A 20,408-nucleotide genomic window follows, 5' to 3' on the forward strand; every position below is an offset into this window, starting at 1 on the left:
CAAAGAGATAGTAGCAGCAATAGTGAAAATCCTTCACCGAGCAAAAGTGATAACGCTTCAAGCAATACTACACAGAATGATAGCGATACCGGGAATACTCCAAACAGTGATAAAAATAAAGATTCTCCAGAAAGTTAACAGCATAGCAAAAAAAGGAATCAAACGAATGATTCCAAAATTTTTAAAAATAAAGAAACAAAAACAATTGTTATTTTTTCGATTTTTTTATTGATCGTCGCTGCATTAAATATTGAGGTCCATTAAGGATCAAAATTCCAAGCCCATTTCACCAATTAAAGATTTAATTGTCTCCTTGATAAAATAATAAGGAACTTTATGTTAAGAGAAAAGGGGTAGCGTTCATATGGAAAAAGAAATAATTAGCTCAAGACAATTTATGATCATTACCCTTCTCTCTTCAATTGGGACAGCTATTTTAATTAGCCCTGCTAGTGTAACAAGTGAAGCGAAACAAGATGCCTGGATTGCAGCGATTATTAGTGTCGTTTTAAGTTTACTCTTAATAAAGCTTTTCGTTACTGTAGGAAAACGGACACCTACCCTTACATTTGTAGAGGCTAATGAAAAGATATTAGGTCGTTTTTTCGGAAAAATAACTTCGATTGGCTTTATTATTCTATCCTTTCTTTCTGCTGGTGAATTATTATATTTCATTGGCATTTTCATGAAAACAGAAATTATGCCAGAAACACCTATGATGGCCTTTGCTTTTCTGTTCAGTATTATCATTATTTATGCAGCATTTCTAGGAATTGAAGTTTTTGCCCGTTCTGCAGAAATACTATTCGCAATGTTTATTTTAATTTTTATTTTTTTTGTAGTTTGTATTTCACCATCCGTCCATATGGAAAATCTACAGCCAATAATGGAAGTACCAGCAAAATCATTATTCTTTAGTATTATTCGATTAATGAGTATTTTTTCATTGCCACTTGTCATATTGTTAATGATTTTTCCTTCTTCTGTTAACGTCCATGAATCAGCCCAAAAAGGTTTTTACATTGGCACAATTCTTGGAGGGATTGTCTTAATTGCTATCATCACACTGGCTATCCTTGTCCTAGGTCCAACAAATACTGCTTCTAGGACATTTCCTAGCTATTCATTAGCCCAAAGAATTTCAATCGGGAATTTTTTGCAGCGTATTGAAGTTATTATGGCAGCAATGTGGATAATATCAATTTATATTAAAACTTTTATGTTTTTTTACGCTGGGGTCATCGGCATCGCACAAATATGTAAAATTAACAATCATCGACCGCTCATTTTTCCATTCGGAATGATTATCCTTGGACTTTCACAAATTGTTCATCCTAGTATCATTCATTCAGAAATTTACAATAAAGAAACCTGGCCTATTTTTTCCTTTATTTTCGCTATCTTATTACCATTAGTTTTACTACTTGTCGCGAAGATTCGCAAAATCAACGGTAATAATACAAAAAGTAATTGTAGTACACAGAATGAAAATGGTAGTAATAACGGTAATGCTACTCAAGGTGCAGGTAATACTAATAACGATAATTCTTCACAGAGTGATAGCAGTAGCAATGCTGGAAATGCTACTCAAGGTGAAAGTAGTAGTAATAACGGTAATTCTACTCAAGGTGATAGTAGTAGTAATAACGGTAATTCTACTCAAAATGATAGTAGCAACAATGGCGGAAACTCTTTACAGAGTGAAAGTAATAGTAATGACGAAAACTCTACTCAGGGTAATAGTAGCAACAATGGCGGGAATTCTTCTCAAAGTGGAAGTAGCAGTAATGGTGGAAATGCTACACAAAGTGAAAGTAGCAATAATGCCGGAAATACTACTCAAAATGAAAGTAGTAGTAATAACGATAATTCTACTCAAAACGAAAGTAGCAACAATGACGGAAATGCTACTCAAAGTACAAGTATTAGTAATAACGATAATTCTACTCAAAGTGATAGTAGTAGCAATGCCGGTAATACTACTCAAAATGAATGTAGTAATAATAACGATAATTCTACTCAAAGTGCAAGTAACAATGGCGGAAATGCTACACAAAAAAGTAATAGTAATACTGATAATTGTGCTCAAAATGAAAGTAGTAGCAATGCCGGTAATACTACTCAAAATGAAAGTAGTAGTAATAACGATAATTCTACTCAAAGTGCAAGTAACAGCGAAAATCCTTCGCAGAGTGATAGTAGCAACAATACTACACAGAATGATAGCGATACCGGCAATACTCCAAGCAGTGATAGAAATAAAAATTCATCAGAAAATTAACAGCATAATGGCGTGAAAAAATGATGACCCTGAAATATCAAAGTCATCATTTTTCTTTATTGTAATTGAGCGGTTTTAAATATGATATTCAATCTGATCGACAAAATCCCATTCGTATGGTGTTTCTTGGTAAACATAGTAGTTCAACCAATTCGAGAATAATAAATGTGTATGGGCGCGCCAAGTATTAATCGGTTCATTTGCAGGATTATCATGTGGGAAATAATTTACTGGTACATCAATATCTAATCCTTTCGCAACATCACGACTATACTCATCAGCTAAAGTTGTTGCATCATATTCAAGATGACCAGTAATCATAATGTTTTTATTATCCTTAGATTGCACAATGAAAACACCAGCATCTTCAGAATAAGATAGTAATCGTAAATCGGGATGGCTAAGTACTTCATCAATTGATACGGATGTATAACGTGAATGTGGTGCAGTAAATGAATCACTAAAGCCACGTACTAAGTCCACTGTTAAATCCGTAATAACATGCGAATATACACCTGAGCATTTAGCAGGCAGCCCAATTTTACCAATACCGTAATGATGGTATAACGCTGCCTGTGCACCCCAACATATATGTAAAACCGATGTTACGTTTGTCTTGGACCAATCCATAATTTCAGAAATTTCCTGCCAGTAGTTCACTTCTTCAAATTCCATTTTCTCTACTGGTGCACCCGTAATAATCATGCCATCATAGCGGCGATGACGAATTTGATTGAAAGTCGTGTAAAATAACTGTAAATGTGATTTACTAACATTTTTTGATTCATGCGTAGCTGTATTTAAAAATGTAATATTCACTTGTAATGGTGTATTCCCCAATAAACGAAGTAATTGCAGTTCTGTTTTTTCTTTTTCCGGCATTAAATTAAAAATTAAGATATTTAATGGACGAATTTGTTGAGTTTTCGCTCTGTCCTCTTCCATAACGAATATTTTTTCCTCACGTAAATGTTCTCCAGCTGGTAAGTTTTTTGGAATATTAATTGGCATCTTGCATTCCCCTCTCTAGTTAAGATCAATTGGGCCTTAGTCTCCATGCACAGGCCCTGTTCAAAGCTCATTAAGTCTTCTTTTTCGATGAAATTAAAAAATCCCCCTCATTCCAGTTGAGATAGAATGAGAAGGATTTTTCCACGTTCACTCTTATCTCTCAAAGGACAAATCCTTTGCTGGAATTAGCACCTTTCTAACTTTCGTTAGAGGTTGCTGAAGCGTCATCGGGCCAAATCCCTCAACTTCTCATGATAAGATTATTTAATTAAAAAGAATTGTAACATGAACAATTAAGAATATCAATAATACATAGAATATTTTGTTATTAATCATGCATGTCATTATGTTTTTAGGGAAATTATAGTTTAGTTATTTATCTTTACACCCTAGTGATACTTTTGCTATAGTCTTTACTTATGTAGACCTTGGTGAAAAAACACTTTTTATCGCCTCTATTATTCCAAACACAAGAAAGATGCCAAAAAAGATAGTAAGTAAATTGAAATTTGGTGTTTCATAAAAAGTAAACCACTCTTTGAAAATTGAAGATTCCGTAATTCTTCCAATAAACGTTCCGCCAATATCTCTATAATTAGGTATCCATCCTGTTGCTTCACACGTAATAAAGATTATCTGTGACAATAAAAATACACCAATAGAAGACACCCAAGTCTTTTTCAAAAATGGAATTGGATTTTTTTGTTTATTAGCCAAGTTATATCCCCCCTCTAATTGTTATACGTAAAATTCAGGAATAAGTTTCAAAATTAAACATATATTCCTTTTTTAGATAATCCTATCAATTATATTTGTCGATGAACGGCTTAATCATGTATTTGTAACTATTGATATTTGCTTGAGTCGTATTGTTGAATTTTCTGTCTGCAATAAAATCATCATAAGCAAACTTTAACAGCATAAAAAAATACACCTCTCCTCATCTAAATTAATAGACAATAAGAAGTGTATTATTAATAACAAATAAACTTTAATCTACTCAACATCTTATCATGTACTTCAAACCCTTGGTACGACTGGGTTTCTAAAACAATCCCTCAATTTCTCATGATGAGATTATTTAATTAAAAAGAATTGTAACATGAACAATTAAGAATATCAATAATACATAGAATATTTTGTTATTAACTATGCATGTCATTATGTAATTTGTTTAACACTAATCTTGAATGTTTACATTCATTATTTGATGGTAAACATGCTGTACTTATGTTAACATATACCTTTAGTAACAGAGAGGAACGTGAATACTTTGATTAAAATTGAATTTCCAAAACCAGATTTAGTAATTCGCCAACGCGAACAAGATTTAAAGCCAGGTGATGTACCAATCACACCGTACCATGGTTTTATTGATTTCCATAAAATCACACGTGAAAACGGTGGTATTTTCTTATTCTACAATGAAGAGAACGAACTATTATTTGTCGGTAAAGCACGTAAAATTCGTCAACGTATTAAAAAGCATTTCGAGGACAATGTGTCACCGATGAAAAATCACCGTAATGAAATTTTCAAAATTGAAGTGTATGAAGTGGAAGATCCAATGGAACGTGAAATTTACGAAACATACGCGATCAATTCATTCCGCTCTAAATACAATGTTGATAAAGTATTTTATTAATATTTAACGAAAAAAAGAATCTGCTCGCCTTCTGTAATGTACATGACGGCTTGCAGATTCTTTTTCAATACTTTCATTCTAAGAAAAATGCTTTACGTTCTTTAGTAATCCATTCCTCAAGCTCCGTATCATCACGCTTTAAAAGGCGATTAATAAGCACGTCATGCCATATATAATCCTCTAATAAATAGATATGAACAGGATCATTGGTAATAAAAGCCGTTTCCTGATTTGACGGAGAGTGACCATAAATCATTTGCTTGCCATCTACCGATAAAATAAACCAATGAGGTGTAGACGCATTCCTCGTATAGCGAGTGATACGGTGTTGGTCAACGGAAGCTAAATGGTCCTCCACATACAAGGTAATTCCATGAACAGGGATATGCTTCGCTACCTCATGTATATCTTCCCGCAATTCTTCATACATATCTTCCCACATTGATAATATGACTTTTTTCTCCGCCTTTTTTAATAAAGACTGACAATAATTAACGATTGCCTCTTTGCCTTTTAACGTGACAACCTTATGCTCCGCTTCCTGCTCTTTTACCTCTAATTTTTCTAATTGATCACTAATCGATGTAAAATTCGACTGCCAACGTTGCTGAATTTGTTGTAAAAACACAGCGACTGGAATGGAAGAGTATGTCATTTGACCTGCCGTTTCTTCTTTCAGTACTAACCCTTTTTCAACAAGTACATCAAGTATGTCGTATATTCTCGCACGAGGGATACCGGAGTTTTTACTTACTTGATAGGCACTAACATGACTATTTTGGACAAGTGCAGTGTAGGCCTTTGCTTCATATTCTGTGAATCCCAATTCTTTTAATTGGGCGATTAATAATTCCATCGAATCCCTCCATTACCTCTATTATAAGATAAGCCTATGAAGATAAGCCAACGAAAAAATTAGTCTTTACAGCCTCGCGAAATTTAGTTACTATTTCAGTAGTAACTATTGAGAGGTGCACACATGCTATTTGAATTAGATGTAAATGTAGTCATATTATTAATATCTTTTGGATTTTTAGCCGCCTTTGTGGATGCGGTCGTTGGAGGTGGAGGCTTAATTGCTTTACCTGCCCTTATGTTTGCTGGTTTAAATCCAGCAGCAGCCGTAGCAACCAATAAACTTGCCGGCACTATGGGTTCTTTGACATCAACCATTTCTTTTTATCGTTCTGGTCAGCTAGAAATTCGGTCAGTTATCAAATACTTTCCCCTAGCCTTTATAGGATCACTTTTTGGGGCTTGGACTGTTCATTTAATCAATCCTGAATTACTAAAACCACTCATGCTCATAATGCTTGCTGCTGTTGCAGTCTATACAATCTTTAAAAAAGATTGGGGTTCAGTAGCTGCAGTCAAAAATTTAAAGTTTACACACTTAGTTTTATTCATGCTGTTGTTATTTACCATTGGTTTTTATGATGGGTTTCTTGGTCCAGGAACTGGCTCATTTTTAATTTTTAGCTTTTTATTAGTCGGCTTCGATTTCTTAAAGGCAGCAGGAAATGCCAAATTTTTAAACTTAGCAAGTAATTTTGCGGGTCTTTTAATGTTCGCTTACTTAGGTCAGATTCATTATGTCTATGGTTTACTAATGGGCATAGCTCAAATTGCCGGTGCACTTGTAGGCTCACGTATGGCGATTAAAAAAGGTAGCGGCTTTGTTCGCGTATTATTTATTATCGTAACGATTACTTTGTTAACTAAAAATGCTTATGATTACATAAAAAACGCCGTAGATATCTAGCTCTACGGCGTTTTAGCTTTCTATGGGCATTCCACCCTTCATATCGGAGAGGCTATCCGTCGTTTCAGTGGTTTTATCCGCCACTTTGGAGGTTCTTTCCGTCGCTTCAGTGATTTTTTCCGTCGCTCCGGGTGGTCTTTCCGTCGTTCCGGGGGTCTATCCGTCACTTTGAACTTTCTATCCATCAATCCAGGGATTCTATCCACGATTCTGGACGCTCTATCCACGACTTTGTGATTCTAGCCATTATTTGGAGGATCCTTCCCTCGCTTCAGTGGTTCTTTCCGCCATTTCGGAAGTTTCATCCGTCGCTTCAGGGGTCTATCCGCCACTTTGAACTTTCTATCCATCAATCCAGGGATTCTATCCACGATTTTAGACGCTCTATCCACGATTTCGAAGGTTCTATCCACGACTTTGTGATTCTAACCATTATTTGGAGGATCCTTCCTTCGCTTCGGAGGTTCTTTCCGTCGCTTCAGTGATTCTTTCCGTCGCTCCGGGGGGTCTTTCCGTCACTTCAAGTTCTTTCCGTCGTTTCAGGGGTTCTTTCCGTCGTTTCAATGGTTCTTTCCGTCGCTTCAATGATTCTTTCCGTCACTCCGGGTGGTCTTTCCGTCACTTCAAGTTCTTTCCGTCATTTCAGTGGTTTTATCCGTCACTCCGGAGGTTCCATCCGTCACTTCAGTGATTCTTTCCGTCGCTCCGGGGGGTCTTTCCGTCACTTCAAGTTCTTTCCGTCGTTTCAGGGGTTCTTTCCGTCGCTTCTGAGGTTTCATCCGTCACTTCAATGATTCTTTCCGTCGCTCCGGGGGGTCTTTCCGTCACTTCAAGTTCTTTCCGTCGTTTCAGTGGTTTTATCCGCCACCTCGGAGGTTCCATCCGTCGCTTCAGTGATTCTTTCCGTCGCTCCGGGTGGTCTTTCCGTCACTTCAGGTTCTTTCCGTCGTTTCAGTGGTTTTATCCGTCACTTCGGAAGTTTCATCCGTCACTTCAATGATTCTTTCCGTCGCTCCGGGGGTCTATCCGTCACTTCAAGTTCTTTCCGTCATTTCAGTGGTTTTATCCGCCACCTCGGAGGTTCCATCCGTCACTCTGGAGGGTCTTTCCGTCACTTTGAACTTTCTATCCACGACTTTGAACGTTCTATCCATCAATCCAGAGATTCTATCCACGATTTTGAACGTTCTATCCAAAATTTTTGACAGTCTATCCATCATTTCGAACATTCTATGCGTTTTGCTTATTTTCTACAGTATAAAACGCCGTAGACATTCACTCTACGGCGTTCTCTAATTTAAATAAACAACTGTTCATCTTTAAATTTATGACTTGTTAATAAACTAACAATAACAAATATCAATAATGAAGCGACTATTGGAATTGTCACAGTATGCATGCCAAAGACAGAAGGATAAAAACGATCAATGATAATATAAAGGATCATACCCGAAATCATTGACGCAATCGCACCATACTTATTGGCCTTTTTCCAATATAGTCCTAGTACGACGGTCCAAATAAAGACTGCCTCAAGTCCGCCAAAAGCAAATAAATTAAGCCAAACTAATAAATCTGGTGGATTAAGTGCAAAAACGACGACGGCTAAACCAATCACTGCTGTAACAATAAAACTCGCACGCTTAATTTCCGTATCATTCGCTGTTGGTTTTATATAATTTAAGTAAATATCTTTCACTACTGTAGAGCTTACAAGCATAAGTAGCGCGTTGACTGTAGACATCGTTGCTGCCATGGGTGCTGCTAAAACAATGCCAGCTAAAAATGGCGGCAAAACCTTTAACGTCAGCAGCGGCATTACTTTATCACCAATCTCAATACCTGGTATTACTGGACGTGCTAAAACACCAATTAGATGCATCCCAAACATAATTGTCCCAATGGCAATAGTGCCAATGATAATGGCTAAATGCATACTTTTAGAATCTTTATAGCTCATAGCACGAACTGCGATTTGTGGAAGCCCCACAACTCCGACACCTATCAAAATCCAAAATGTAGAAACGTATAATGGCGTTAATTCACCTTCTGCTCCAAATGGAGACACAAGATTCGGATTCTCAGCGACAAGTGAGGTCATAATATTATCGATTCCTCCACCAGCGATGATTGTCCCAATTAATAAAATAATCGTTCCAATGACCATAATCGAGCCTTGCACAGTATCCGTCAATGCAACCGCACGGAAGCCCCCAATAATAACATAAACCAATACGGAAATCGCAAAAATAAAGAGTGCAGTTGTGTAGTTTAAGCCAGTTAATGATTCAATTAATCGAGCACCACCTACCCATTGTGCCATCATTGCAGAAAATAAAAAGATGATGATGCTAATGGCTGATAGGATGACAATGGCATGACTCTTATAGCGTTCTCGTAAAAAGTCTATTAACGTGATGGCTTGATAACGTCTTGCGATAATAGCAAATTTCTTCCCTAAAATCATTAAAACAAAATAACCTGCAGGAAGCTGCGCCATCGCCAGTAATACCCAGCCAAGCCCTTTCGTGTAAGCAACGCCTGGACCACCAATAAAGCTACTTGCACTACCGTACGTAGCAATCATTGTCATCGCAAGGATGAAGCCTCCCATTTCACGACCACCAAGGAAGTATTCCTGTAAAAATGAATCGGAAGAGCGTATATGCTTATTTGACCATATCCCAATACCAAAGATGATGACTAAAAATAATAACAGTGGAAAAATAACTTGCCAGTGCATTATTGATCCACCTCCTCATCGTCAAATGGTACCTCTTTGAAAAAGAGTTTCATGACGACCCAGATTAAAATAATCATAAAGCATGTCCCTGCAATACAGCTATAGAAAAACCATGCAGGGAAACCGAATACATACGTATAGCTTGTTGGATCACCAGAGCCTAGTCCATAGGCAAAGCCAAACCAAATCGCAAAGTTGACGATAACAAGCCCGATACCGATAAGCGCCTCTCGATGCGCAATTTTAAAGCGTTGATCTTTCAAAATATAGTCCCCCTAACCTACTCTATTTTACTGATATGTTCGTATTATGGGAACCTTTGTGTAGAAATAAATTTCTTATATGTGCTCTGCATCTCAGCTTCCTCCTCATTTTATATTCCTTGCATCCAACTTTAACATAAAATCCCACACAACTAAAAAACACTCCTTTTTTAGGAGTGTTCGTTTAGTGTATTTGCTAGATTAATTTTTTTCTTTTTAGGTACTTGTTCGTCCCCAAGGTAAACCCGTTAGGACCCAAGCGTTTTTCAACTAATATTGGAATTTCTTTAGTAAGCTTTGAAGCTCGTCTGCCTGTTGTGCCATCTCTTTGGCAGAAGAAGCCATATTATCTATGAAAGCTAATTGCTCCTCCGCTGTTAACGTAACGTGGTCGGTGCTTTCAGTTGCCTTGCTCGCAATGCGTGCCATTGCTTCTGTTGAGGTAGTAACTTCTTCAACACTTGCGGACATTTGCTCCGTCACAGCAGAGATGTCATGCAACTGTGTACTAACCCCCTTAATCGACTGCATGATTTTATGGAAGGCTAGCTTTGTATCATCGACAACATCCATACCTGCGGCAGCTTCTTTCGAATTACTAGAAATAGCCGTAATAACATTGGCCGTATCATTTTGAATTGAATGAATAAGTGATGCTATTTGGTCAGCAGATTCCTTTGATTGTTCTGCTAATTTACGAACCTCATCTGCAACGACAGCAAAGCCTTTGCCTTGCTCACCAGCACGAGCCGCTTCAATGGCAGCATTCAAGGCAAGCAAATTCGTTTGATCGGCGATGCTTGTAATCACATCAACGATATTGCCAATTTGCTGTGACTGATCACCTAATATTCGGACCTGCGCCTCTACATGGTCAGATGATTCATTAATAATTGTCATTTGATTCAATACACGATTCAAAGAGTCATTTCCTTGAGCAGCCTCATCACTCATTAAATCAGCAGCATCTGAAACCGTTGAAGCGGTTTCAGCAACTTGTTGGATGCCAATCGCCATTTCCTGCATGGCCGTTAAGCTATCACTAGTGCTATGTAATGTTGTTCTTGAACCATCGGCTAAATCTTGTAGTGTTGAAGTTAGCTGTCTCGTCATGTCAGCGGTTTGCTGTGACTTAGATGTTAAGCCATCAGACGATACATCAACTTGTTTAGAGGATTGTGCTATTTGTTGCATGACTACCTTTAAGCTTGTCAGCATTTTATTAAACGATTGCGCAAGCTCACCTGCTTCATCTTTGGAATTAATTTGTAGCTGTTTTGTTAAATCTCCCTCTCCATCCGCAATATCTCGAAGTTGAGCATTCATTTCACGAAGCGGCTTCACAAATGCTCTTGTAAAGAGGAAGCTACCCAATACAGCAATGACAGCTCCGATGAACAATACAATGAGAAGCTTGCCGATAAATGCAAAAATAATAGCATTCACTTCATCGATCGTTTCACCGACAAACCACATCCCAATGATGTCTCCATTTGCATCTTTAATAGGTGCATAGAGTGTTAAGTATTTCGTTCCTACTACATCTGCCTCACCAATAAAGGTTTCCCCTTTAGTCATTACATTTTCAACGACTTTTGGATCAGCATCTTTGCCAACTAAACGTTCGCCATTTAGCTTTAGATTAGTAATAAGTCCTTTTGAGCCTTGGAAAATGGTTACACCACCATCGATGCTTTCTCCAACCTCATCAACAAATGCTTCCTGATCAACTATTTTTGAATCCCCTTTGTAAAGTTCCCCATCTTTAATAGTCCAATCTCCCTTAAATCGTTCTTCTAGAAGCGCATAGCCGACCTTTGAAATATGGCTTACACTCTGCTCAAAATTATTAAGCATAATTTGCTTCACTTGTATATGGGATACAAATCCAATCATAATGCTTAAAAACAGGATAACTCCCACTAATAGCAAATTAAATTTGGTACTAATTTTAAAAGTGCGCAAATAATTTTTCTCTCCTTTCTCATATTTAACAGGAATATTATGTATAAAATGTAATCCATTTTTATTAAACATTATTCTGTAAATAGTTTCAATACATTATCAATAAATTAACAATTTTAATATAAATGAGCTGTTAGTGAGCAGTGGCAATAGGAAAGACAATAATTCTCTAATATTTGTTGAATAACAATTTATTAAAACATGTTTCTGTCGCTCCATCTTTCGCACAGAAAAAATACTCTCCGTTCATAGTTTCGCCTTCCGATAAGTTTTTCTCTACGACGAAAGTTAGGATTATACTTTCCTCATCAACACGCCCGAAGCTTTCGACATTCCCAAAGAGGATCTTGAAATTTATGTTAATATATCTATATATGGTTTTTATATCCAAATAAACATAAAAAGATATTATATGGATAAGTTGATTGGAGAGGAGAGAGATTATGAAACTTGTTTTAATATTTGGTCCTCAAGCAGTTGGGAAAATGACTGTTGGACAGGAATTAGCTAAAATAACGGATTTAAAGCTTTTTCATAACCATATGACGATCGATTTAGTTAGTCATTTTTTTAGTTATGGTACGACTGAAGGAAAAAGATTAGTTAATTTGTTTCGTCAGGAAATATTTGAAGAGGTATCGAAAAGTAATTTGTATGGTTTAATTTTTACTTATGTCTGGGCTTTTGATATGCAGGAGGATTGGGATTATGTCGACGACCTTGCAAAGCTTTTTGAATCTAGAGGAGGTACTGTTTATTTTGTAGAACTTGAAGCTGATGTAGTAGAAAGATTGGAACGAAATAAAAGTGGTAATCGACTTGAGCATAAACCTTCGAAAAGAGATATCGAATGGTCTGAAAAAGATTTGAAAAGCTCGATGGAAAAATACAGATTAAACTCCTTAGAGGGCGAATTAAATTATGCAAATTATCTCAAGATCAACAACACAAACTTGAGTGCCAAAGAAGTTGCTTTGAGCATTAAGGAAGCATTTCATTTATAGGATTGAAAAACGCCTGGATCTCCAAGCGTTTTTTTTTCGGTTCTATAATGGAACTACATACCGCTTACAACTTTATTTTAATCAACTGATAATCCGTTAATAAAACAATATACGATTTCTTCTTCTAACTGACTTAATTTACGATTTAGTTGAGTAGATAGTTCATTAACCAAATTCGAGTGGTTTCTTTGATGTTTTTCTGTTAAGTCACAAAATCAACTTCAACAACATGATATACCCCATAAAATCCTCTTTAGATAATGGGGGTTCATGCGAAAGTACATAAATTTCGGCATCGAACATTTCAATGATTTCTAAGAGATGTCTAACATTTTCAATTTTATATTGTGGTTGTTGTGTGTAAATACTTGGATACAAGCAATCCCCTAAGAAAAGTACTTTTTCTTCCTCTACAAAAATAAGTGATGAGTCATCAGAGTGATCTCCACCTACATGTTTGACTATACACCGAATACCACCTAATTCAATCTCATATTTATCTTTAAAAGTAATATTAGGTAAAGTGATGGTAATATTTCTGTCTTCTCCATATTCTTTCTTTATCATGTCGGAGCAAAACTGATTCTCTAGGCCTTTTTCGACACGATTATCTAAAGCTTCATCTGACCAATCATAGTTCATCATTTTTTCAAGATGCATTTTTGTATTTTCATGTGCTATGGTTACTAGATTCATCTGATTTGTTCCAAAGCTATGATCCCAATGCCAATGTGTTAATACTACAGAATGAAAATTATTAATTTGATATTGATCTAGTTCACCAAGAAATAACTTAGCATGTTTATTAGAATTTCCTGCATCTACAATTAATGTTTGGTGATTCCCGCATATGGCGGACAGTATTGGTCGATCTGTTTCAGAATCATGCGGTAAATAATGTATACGATTGGTTAGTTGTTTCAAATTTTTCTCCATTATCTTAACTCCCTTTGTTTTAATTAGTTCCGACAATCCTATTTAATGTATCAAGAACATTTTTCAACTCTGTTAAGCTAACTTTCGAATAATATTTTTCCACAAGAATGGCGTCAATTTTATTTAGAAGCTGATGAAACTCTTGACCTCTATCCCCCAGATAAATAAAGGTCTCTCTACGGTTTATTGGATTCTCTTGACGATAGATCATTTTCATTTCTTCTAACTTTGAAATTACTTGGCTAACCGCACTTTTTGAAATACCAAAATGATTTGCAATATCATTCGCAATTACGGGCTCATTGCGAATGATATAAAACATTATAATTTCTTGTTGAGGGGTTAAGTGAAAGTTCTCTAATTCCTCAACCTCCTTGGTTTCTTGTAAAACTAACAACTTGAACTGCTCAAACTTTTGATTGATTTTGTCTATCATTGTTAAATAATCGTGCACAGATTTATCAGCCCCAATTCATCTTTAGTTAAGTTCAGTTTACTTAACTATTATTCGTTTGTCAATTATTGTATGCGCTTATTAAAGATGGAAATCGTTCTTTTCCCCTAGATATTATTTTTGCATAGCCACTGCTCACTAACAGCTCATTTATATTAAAAATAGTAAAGGTTGTTAGTGAGCAGTGGGAAGACAGTAAATTCACAACGTAGGGTTGATTTCCGTTCCGACTGGGTGCTTTCCTGGGGGGATCGGGGCAACAAATTTTTTTTGCGCGAAAGCAAAGCGGCAGTATATGTTCTTCAAAAGGATTACTATGATTTCTTACTAAAGCTCCCGATACTCTATTTAGTTAGATAAGTTATTTAATCAATTATGCCTCGGCATAACTGCGTCCGGAATCGGCTTTGTGCTTAGGCCTGCAGATGTTTTTTGTGCGAAAGCGCAGTGCTAACGAAGCGGCAGCAGCAACAACATGTTGCAGGTCAGTTAGCCGTTATCGCATGGATGCGATGATCTTAGGCTAACATCCTCTAAGAACTCCTTTCCGATTCCGTGACATTCGCCGGAGGCTTTAACTTCTTTCAGCGGGTGTTCGGACACCTGCTGAAAGAAGTTAAATGCTCATCAATCCCTTGAACAGCTAGTTCCAACGCTTTAATTCTTCTTTCTAAAAGCGTTCTTTGGGGACTACCAACCTTTGACTTCATATATATGTTCTCAATTGATGGTAATAAACCAGCGAGAACATTGCGCGCTTCTGCTAAATCTTCCTGGGTATAATGATGAGGGCTTTGATTCCAAACGTTTTCTAACATTGCTAAACCAATGCAAACAGCTTTGAGTCGTTTCTTTACTAAGGTAGTATTTGCGCCTTTCTGGGTCATCTGTGACAGGGCACTTTCGAGTTTTCTGAGTGTCGATTGTAAAGATTTTATTGATTCCAATTTTTCTACATTTGATAGGTTTTCCATAATAGTACTGCCCTCTCTTCGTTTCTGAAATATATTCTTTAATACTGAAAATCGTTAAAAATCTGATTTCACTCGCAATATTTTATCATAATTACACAGGGGATTTTCAACAATCTGGCCCAATTGAATAGCCTCTTCTATCCATTTATTTCCAGGGGTATTATTCCTTCCTCAAGGAGACATTTCATTTATAGAACCCCAAAAAACGCCTGGATCTCCAAGCGTTCTTTGTTAATTCGCGGCTTTCGCATACATTTGCAATGCTTTTTTATCAATCTTTCCAACACTTGTTTTTGGCAATTCATCGATGAACATAATCTTTTTGGGAATTTTGTAGCGACCTAGATGCTTGCTACAGATTTCTTTGATTTCTTCTAGTACAGTATCTTGCTTATCCTGGCAAACGATAACTGCTGCCACGATTTCTCCCCAATAATCATCCGCCACTCCAATTACCGCAACCTCTTGCACTAGCTGATGGCGTAAAATACATTGCTCTACTTCCTGGGGATAAACATTTTCTCCACCAGAAATAATCATCTCTTTACTACGACCGACAATATAAAAGTCACCATCATCATCCATCAGTGCTAAATCGCCGGTTTTTAACCACCCATCTTGAATGATTTTTTCAGTCTCCTGCTGATTATTCCAGTAAAAGCGAAACATATGCTTTCCTCTAACCATTAGCTCTCCAACAACGTTTGGCGCACAGCTTTCTCCTGCACTATTGATAATTTTCGCTTCATTGAATTGCATGCTCTTCCCCACGGCACCTTTTTTTAAATAGGCGGTCTCCCTAGAAATATAAAAATTATTTGGCCCCGCTTCTGTTAAACCATAGCCCTCTTTAAAAAATAATCCCTTCTTAAAAAATGCGTCATATATCGGATACGGGCATGGTGCGCCCCCTGATAAAAAAACTTTCACTGCAGGGAAACTACTGTTCTTAAAGTAATCCGTCGCAATCATCGCTTGGTACATTGTTGGCACAAAAAGCGAAATCGTTGTCTTATACTGATTAATCGCCTGAAGAGCTTTTTCTGCCTCAAACTTATCACCAATTACAACTGTACCGCCAGCCATTAGCAGCGGTATACATAAGGCATTCAAACCTCCTGTATGAAACAACGGCATATAATTTAACGTACAATCACTATCACTCAAGCCCCAACTAATAATTGTATTTATAGCATTCCAATTCACAGAATTAAAGGATAGTACAACACCCTTTGCCTTGCCAGTTGTGCCCCCTGTATAAATCATTAACCACGGATCATTAAGGTCTAGTTCTCGAATGCTGAGAACTGCTTCTTCACTAGTTAAACGAAGAGAATGCATGTTTTCAAAAGACAAAGGGCAATTCATATCTTCATCGTAAAGCAGTAAAGAAGGCGTAGCATCCGTCAAAATATCATGCAATTCCTTTTTACTCATACGCCAATTCAATGGCACGTAGATAAGACCTCTTAATCCGCAGGCGAATAAGACAGCAAAAAGCTGAATATGATTTTTCGCAAATACGGCTACACGACTTCCTCCCTGCAAATTTTGGCGCTCAAAAAAATGACTCCATTTTTTGATTTCCTCTGTTAATTGCTGATAAGTCCACTGTTCTTTAGTTTCTAGGTTCACCAATGCTAAACGTTCAGGTGTTAACGATGCACGTTTTAAAATCCAGGATTGCTCTACAAACATTTTGAAAGCCTCCTTATCACATCATAATTGCTCCATCCACATGAAGCGTGTGACCGTGGACATAGGAAGCCTCATCAGATGCTAAAAATAAATAAGCATTAGCAATATCTCTAGGTGTTCCTAATCTTTGCAGTGGCACGATGGAGCGCATTTGTGCAAGCACATTTTCTGGCATTTTTTTCACCATATCTGTTTCTGTAAAGCCAGGTGCCACCGCATTCACGTTGATACATTTGCGCCCCAATTCCTTTGCCCATGATTTGGTCATGCCTACAATAGCCGCCTTTGTGGCAGCGTAATTTGTTTGGCCAACATTGCCATAGACACCGCTAACAGAGGATGTATTAATAATTTTGCCCCCACCGGCAGCAATCATATGTGGAATCACCTCTTGTGTGCAATGAAACACGCCAGTCAAATTCACATCAAGCACCTGGTGAAACTGCTCTTCCGTCATTTTTGTTAGCATTGCATCACGTGTAATACCTGCATTATTCACTAAAATATCAACTCGGCCCGTATGCTCTATAACCGTTGCCACTAGCTTCTTGACGCTTTCTCTATCTGCAACGTTTACTTGCACAAATAATGCCTGATCCCCTAATTGCTGGGCAGCTGAAATACCCGCCTCTTCATTAAAATCTGCAATGACAACGAATGCACCTTCTTCAATAAATCGTTCAGCAGCAGCATAGCCAATCCCGTTTGCAGCTCCTGTAATAATGGCAACTTTATTGTTTAAACGCATAATTTTTACCTCCAATTTCTAAAAATGCTTCAATTTCAGTTATAAGTTGTGATAAATCATCAATTAATGGGGAGTGACCGCAGTCTTTTAAGCTGACGAATTGTGCATTTGCACCTAAATCGAGCATTGTTTCGTCATTCATTAATTCTGTTATGACGTAATCACGATCTCCTCTTAACACTAAAACTGGAATGGTAATCTGCTGTACCTCATGATTGCCTTTTGTGACCTCATGATCAACAGCACTTATATTGAAGACATTTAATGCATGATAAACTTCAGCGAGATTTCTTTGTGTCAGCATATCCTCCACATATGTCTGATAGTGCTCCGGGCTAGGTTGATTATGGGTGTATATAAGTGCGTTCCAGATCGACTGTAAGCCTTGCACATTTTTCAAATCGTAGAAGCCTTGTACTAATTTTGTTTTAGATGTATCGACAAGTACTTCTTCATAGGTAAATGCCCTCTTCAAGGCTGCTTGCTTGCCAGTACCTAAATCCGTGTAAAATGGATAGCCTCTCGTAGATGCCGAGGCTAGTAAAATAAGCTGCTGACAATAGCTTGGATATTGAGCGACAAACTGCATACATACAGCTCCGCCCGTAGACCAGCCAATCATGTCAAAGTGTTTTAATTGAATGGCGTCCACAAAAAGCTTCACATCATCGCTAAAATCTTTAATCGCGGAAATTGGTTTATGATAAGATGAACCACCAAAACCTCGTAAATCTATCGCATAAATTGTATATTTTTCATCCAACGCATCGATTAGAACGTCCCAATGTTTGGAGGATGTCATATTGCCATGAATCAGTAATAAAACACGGTCCCCTCCTTGTCGTTTTCGATAAGCAATCGTTTCTCCATTTGATAGCTCAACGGTTTTTAACATCGCAATTCCCCCTTATCCCCATCGAATCGTAATAGCTCCCCATACATAGCCAATCCCTGCACTAACAAGTGTGACGATGTCTCCATCGTGGATACGGCCTTCATCTAACGCCAGCTGCAATGATAATATTTGGTCAATCTGTCCGATATGACCATACTCTCGTAAGTATATGGATTGCTCCTGCAGTAAGCCTAGTTCAGATAAAATATAGTCATGAGCAGATTTTTTCATGTGAAGCATCGCTAAATAACTAATATCCCCCTCAGTTAATCCACTTTTCGCCAAGGATGTTCGAATTACCTTCAAAAAATTGCTTAAAGATTTTTGCTCTAAGCGCTCCCTCATCCCTATTGGATCGATCACATCGAGCTGGTACAAATTATTTTCTAAATCATCAGGCGTCAAAGGTTTTTTTGTACCACCAACAGGCACGACTACATCCTCTGAGAACGAACCATCCGTCATAATATCTGCCTCTAATAAATGATTCTTGTCATAGTCTTTTTGTAAAAGGATAGCGCCACCACCAGCTGCTAAATTGTACATAAAGCGTGTGCGAGGATTGCTATAATCGATAAAATCAACATTTCGATAGCCACCAGCTAGGAGGATAGTCTGAATGGAATCATCCGACGCCATTAAGCTTTTCGCTAGTTTTAGCGCCATAATGGTCGTGCCACATCTTAATTGCACATCGAATGCCCAAGCATTTACGGCCCCTAGCTCCTCCTGCATTTTTATAGAGGCAGTCCACAAGGGATACTCCTTATGCTCCTCTCCCATATAAATCACAACATCAATGTCCTTCGGGTCGATATGAGCCTTGCGTATTGCATCCTGTGCTGCCCATATCCCCATTTGAACCGTATGATCGCGCTCACCAGGAATAGGCTTTTCATAGATGCCCATTTTTTGTCGAATAATATCCTCTGGAATATTGGAAAGCCTCGCAATTTCTTTAGATGTCATTTTCGTTTGTGGAATATAGATTCCCGTACTTACAATGCCTACAGTCATTCAAATCGCTCCTTTTCCTGCGACGGGGCAACCGATGTTTGGCCTTTTTCCTTGTGCTTTAAGCGCCATTTCCAAAACATCAGGCGCAGTGATCCAATAATTCCTTTTGGGAAAAAGATAACAGCTAAAATATAAAGAATTCCAAAGAAGATAATCCAACGTTCAAATATTGGATAATCACGAGCTAACCCTGAAAGTGCATGTTGTGCATATTCAATAACAGCCGATCCCAGCAATGGTCCTACCAATGTGCCAACACCACCAATAATCGTCATCAATAATGCATCTAGCGTAATGTCCATTGTCATCACACTCGTATTGACAAATCGTAGTGACACAGCATATAAGGAGCCTGCTAAACTAGCAACGGTACCTGCCACAATTGATGCAATTACTTTATAGTGCAAGGTGTTATAGCCTAATGATTTAGTTCGTTGTTCATTTTCCCGAACAGCAATTAATATTCGACCAGTTGGCGAGTTAACGAAACGATATAGCACAATAAAAATTACGACTAAGCATGCTAGCACGAAGAAATAAAACGTCATTCGATCTCTAAACATTTCGGGTGCTCTAAACGTAAAACCATCATTTCCGTATGTAACAGAACGCCATTTTTCTGCTACTACTAAAAATAGCCCCGAAAATGATAATGTCAGCATCGCAAAGAAATGACTTTTTAATCGAAGTGTCAGTAATCCTACTAAGAAGCTGATGCACCCTGCTAGCACCATGCCGACTAAGATGGATAATAAAAATGTTGAAAGTGTTGGCTCCATTTGCTTCAGCATGACAGCCGTTGTGTAGGCACCTAAACCAAAAAACATCGCATGACCGAACGATACAATACCTGTATAGCCAAGGAGAATGTCATAACTCATCGCTAAAATACCGAAAATAAAAATTTGCGTTAATAAAATGATGAGCGTCCTTGAATCATTAACGAAAGGGAGAAGCACGAAAATAGCTAACACGAGGAAAAAGCATACATGCTGCATTGAAAGCCTCATCT

20 protein-coding genes and 1 riboswitch are annotated in these 20,408 nt (G+C 37.5%); of the genes, 6 read left to right on the forward strand and 14 right to left on the reverse strand.

Annotated elements, in window-relative coordinates; all coding sequences use genetic code 11:
* Positions 1-364 precede the first annotated feature (364 nt).
* Positions 365-2,281: an endospore germination permease gene (locus ACMZ42_RS03885; protein ID WP_415730641.1), complete on the forward strand. Its 1,917-nt coding sequence runs from the start codon at positions 365-367 to the stop codon at positions 2,279-2,281.
* Between the two features lie 75 nt (positions 2,282-2,356).
* On the opposite strand, the gene metA is transcribed toward ACMZ42_RS03885, so the two are convergent.
* Positions 2,357-3,292: a homoserine O-acetyltransferase MetA gene (metA, locus tag ACMZ42_RS03890; protein WP_415730642.1), complete on the reverse strand. Its 936-nt coding sequence runs from the start codon at positions 3,290-3,292 to the stop codon at positions 2,357-2,359.
* Positions 3,293-3,442: 150 nt separating this feature from the next.
* Positions 3,443-3,553, reverse strand: a riboswitch (SAM riboswitch).
* 156 nt (positions 3,554-3,709) lie between these two features.
* The gene (locus tag ACMZ42_RS03895) at positions 3,710-4,009 is read right to left on the reverse strand and encodes a YfzA family protein (RefSeq protein ID WP_370076542.1); all 300 of its coding nucleotides are present in this window, start codon (positions 4,007-4,009) and stop codon (positions 3,710-3,712) included.
* Positions 4,010-4,565: 556 nt separating this feature from the next.
* On the opposite strand from ACMZ42_RS03895, the gene ACMZ42_RS03900 reads away from it, so the two are divergent.
* Entirely contained in the window at positions 4,566-4,937 is a 372-nt protein-coding gene (locus ACMZ42_RS03900; RefSeq protein ID WP_415730643.1) for a nucleotide excision repair endonuclease, read from the forward strand.
* 73 nt (positions 4,938-5,010) lie between these two features.
* Here the strand turns inward: ACMZ42_RS03900 and ACMZ42_RS03905 are convergent, their stop codons facing one another.
* Entirely contained in the window at positions 5,011-5,793 is a 783-nt protein-coding gene (locus ACMZ42_RS03905; protein WP_415730644.1) for a TrmB family transcriptional regulator, read from the reverse strand.
* Between the two features lie 123 nt (positions 5,794-5,916).
* Between ACMZ42_RS03905 and ACMZ42_RS03910 the strand changes: the two genes are divergently transcribed.
* The 3 genes from ACMZ42_RS03910 (at position 5,917) to ACMZ42_RS03920 (ending at position 7,904) form a co-directional block, all read left to right on the forward strand.
* Complete coding sequence (locus ACMZ42_RS03910; RefSeq protein WP_370076546.1) at positions 5,917-6,699, forward strand: TSUP family transporter; 783 nt, start codon at positions 5,917-5,919, stop codon at positions 6,697-6,699.
* 436 nt (positions 6,700-7,135) lie between these two features.
* Positions 7,136-7,390: a hypothetical protein gene (locus tag ACMZ42_RS03915; RefSeq protein WP_415730645.1), complete on the forward strand. Its 255-nt coding sequence runs from the start codon at positions 7,136-7,138 to the stop codon at positions 7,388-7,390.
* 160 nt (positions 7,391-7,550) lie between these two features.
* Entirely contained in the window at positions 7,551-7,904 is a 354-nt protein-coding gene (locus ACMZ42_RS03920) for a hypothetical protein (RefSeq protein ID WP_415730646.1), read from the forward strand.
* 92 nt (positions 7,905-7,996) lie between these two features.
* Here the strand turns inward: ACMZ42_RS03920 and panF are convergent, their stop codons facing one another.
* From panF to ACMZ42_RS03935, 3 genes are all read right to left on the reverse strand, one after another.
* Positions 7,997-9,442 carry a sodium/pantothenate symporter gene (panF, locus tag ACMZ42_RS03925; RefSeq protein WP_415730647.1) on the reverse strand — a complete coding sequence of 482 codons (1,446 nt, stop codon included), beginning with the start codon at positions 9,440-9,442 and terminating at the stop codon, positions 7,997-7,999.
* A complete protein-coding gene (locus tag ACMZ42_RS03930) occupies positions 9,442-9,705 on the reverse strand; it encodes a YhdT family protein (protein ID WP_370076560.1) in 264 nt (87 codons plus the stop codon). Before ACMZ42_RS03930 ends, panF begins: the two co-directional genes overlap by 1 nt.
* Before the next feature lie 270 nt (positions 9,706-9,975).
* A complete protein-coding gene (locus ACMZ42_RS03935) occupies positions 9,976-11,670 on the reverse strand; it encodes a methyl-accepting chemotaxis protein (RefSeq protein ID WP_415730648.1) in 1,695 nt (564 codons plus the stop codon).
* 443 nt (positions 11,671-12,113) lie between these two features.
* Here ACMZ42_RS03935 and ACMZ42_RS03940 point away from each other — a divergent pair, with 443 nt between their 5' ends.
* Positions 12,114-12,674: an AAA family ATPase gene (locus tag ACMZ42_RS03940; RefSeq protein ID WP_370076564.1), complete on the forward strand. Its 561-nt coding sequence runs from the start codon at positions 12,114-12,116 to the stop codon at positions 12,672-12,674.
* Between the two features lie 207 nt (positions 12,675-12,881).
* Here the strand turns inward: ACMZ42_RS03940 and ACMZ42_RS03945 are convergent, their stop codons facing one another.
* The 8 genes from ACMZ42_RS03945 to ACMZ42_RS03980 form a co-directional block, all read right to left on the reverse strand.
* Positions 12,882-13,610: an MBL fold metallo-hydrolase gene (locus ACMZ42_RS03945; RefSeq protein WP_415730649.1), complete on the reverse strand. Its 729-nt coding sequence runs from the start codon at positions 13,608-13,610 to the stop codon at positions 12,882-12,884.
* A gap of 19 nt (positions 13,611-13,629) precedes the next feature.
* The gene (locus ACMZ42_RS03950) at positions 13,630-14,064 is read right to left on the reverse strand and encodes a MarR family winged helix-turn-helix transcriptional regulator (RefSeq protein WP_415730650.1); all 435 of its coding nucleotides are present in this window, start codon (positions 14,062-14,064) and stop codon (positions 13,630-13,632) included.
* Positions 14,065-14,648: 584 nt separating this feature from the next.
* Positions 14,649-15,038: a hypothetical protein gene (locus ACMZ42_RS03955; protein WP_415730651.1), complete on the reverse strand. Its 390-nt coding sequence runs from the start codon at positions 15,036-15,038 to the stop codon at positions 14,649-14,651.
* Positions 15,039-15,269: 231 nt separating this feature from the next.
* Positions 15,270-16,736 (reverse strand): class I adenylate-forming enzyme family protein, encoded by a 1,467-nt coding sequence (locus tag ACMZ42_RS03960; RefSeq protein ID WP_415730652.1) that lies wholly within the window; start codon positions 16,734-16,736, stop codon positions 15,270-15,272.
* 16 nt (positions 16,737-16,752) lie between these two features.
* Positions 16,753-17,484 (reverse strand): 3-oxoacyl-ACP reductase FabG, encoded by a 732-nt coding sequence (gene fabG / locus ACMZ42_RS03965; protein ID WP_415730653.1) that lies wholly within the window; start codon positions 17,482-17,484, stop codon positions 16,753-16,755.
* The gene (locus ACMZ42_RS03970) at positions 17,468-18,379 is read right to left on the reverse strand and encodes an alpha/beta fold hydrolase (RefSeq protein ID WP_415730654.1); all 912 of its coding nucleotides are present in this window, start codon (positions 18,377-18,379) and stop codon (positions 17,468-17,470) included. Before ACMZ42_RS03970 ends, fabG begins: the two co-directional genes overlap by 17 nt.
* A 12-nt stretch (positions 18,380-18,391) precedes the next feature.
* Complete coding sequence (locus ACMZ42_RS03975) at positions 18,392-19,396, reverse strand: 3-oxoacyl-ACP synthase (RefSeq protein ID WP_415730655.1); 1,005 nt, start codon at positions 19,394-19,396, stop codon at positions 18,392-18,394.
* Positions 19,393-20,406 (reverse strand): branched-chain amino acid ABC transporter permease, encoded by a 1,014-nt coding sequence (locus ACMZ42_RS03980; protein WP_415730669.1) that lies wholly within the window; start codon positions 20,404-20,406, stop codon positions 19,393-19,395. Before ACMZ42_RS03980 ends, ACMZ42_RS03975 begins: the two co-directional genes overlap by 4 nt.
* Positions 20,407-20,408 lie beyond the last annotated feature (2 nt).

Source organism: Lysinibacillus sp. NPDC056185, from assembly GCF_047737915.1.
GTDB lineage: Bacteria > Bacillota > Bacilli > Bacillales_A > Planococcaceae > Lysinibacillus.

Excerpts from the sequence above, each read along its gene's own strand:
- panF (WP_415730647.1), bottom strand. The coding sequence starts at position 9,442 with ATGCACTGGCAAGTTATTTTTCCACTGTTATTATTTTTAGTCATCATC.
- ACMZ42_RS03910 (WP_370076546.1), top strand. The coding sequence starts at position 5,917 with ATGCTATTTGAATTAGATGTAAATGTAGTCATATTATTAATATCTTTT.
- ACMZ42_RS03885 (WP_415730641.1), top strand. The coding sequence starts at position 365 with ATGGAAAAAGAAATAATTAGCTCAAGACAATTTATGATCATTACCCTT.
- ACMZ42_RS03970 (WP_415730654.1), bottom strand. The coding sequence starts at position 18,379 with ATGTTAAAAACCGTTGAGCTATCAAATGGAGAAACGATTGCTTATCGA.
- ACMZ42_RS03960 (WP_415730652.1), bottom strand. The coding sequence starts at position 16,736 with ATGTTTGTAGAGCAATCCTGGATTTTAAAACGTGCATCGTTAACACCT.
- ACMZ42_RS03955 (WP_415730651.1), bottom strand. The coding sequence starts at position 15,038 with ATGGAAAACCTATCAAATGTAGAAAAATTGGAATCAATAAAATCTTTA.
- ACMZ42_RS03945 (WP_415730649.1), bottom strand. The coding sequence starts at position 13,610 with ATGGAGAAAAATTTGAAACAACTAACCAATCGTATACATTATTTACCG.
- ACMZ42_RS03940 (WP_370076564.1), top strand. The coding sequence starts at position 12,114 with ATGAAACTTGTTTTAATATTTGGTCCTCAAGCAGTTGGGAAAATGACT.
- metA (WP_415730642.1), bottom strand. The coding sequence starts at position 3,292 with ATGCCAATTAATATTCCAAAAAACTTACCAGCTGGAGAACATTTACGT.
- ACMZ42_RS03980 (WP_415730669.1), bottom strand. The coding sequence starts at position 20,406 with ATGAGGCTTTCAATGCAGCATGTATGCTTTTTCCTCGTGTTAGCTATT.
- fabG (WP_415730653.1), bottom strand. The coding sequence starts at position 17,484 with ATGCGTTTAAACAATAAAGTTGCCATTATTACAGGAGCTGCAAACGGG.
- ACMZ42_RS03975 (WP_415730655.1), bottom strand. The coding sequence starts at position 19,396 with ATGACTGTAGGCATTGTAAGTACGGGAATCTATATTCCACAAACGAAA.
- ACMZ42_RS03905 (WP_415730644.1), bottom strand. The coding sequence starts at position 5,793 with ATGGAATTATTAATCGCCCAATTAAAAGAATTGGGATTCACAGAATAT.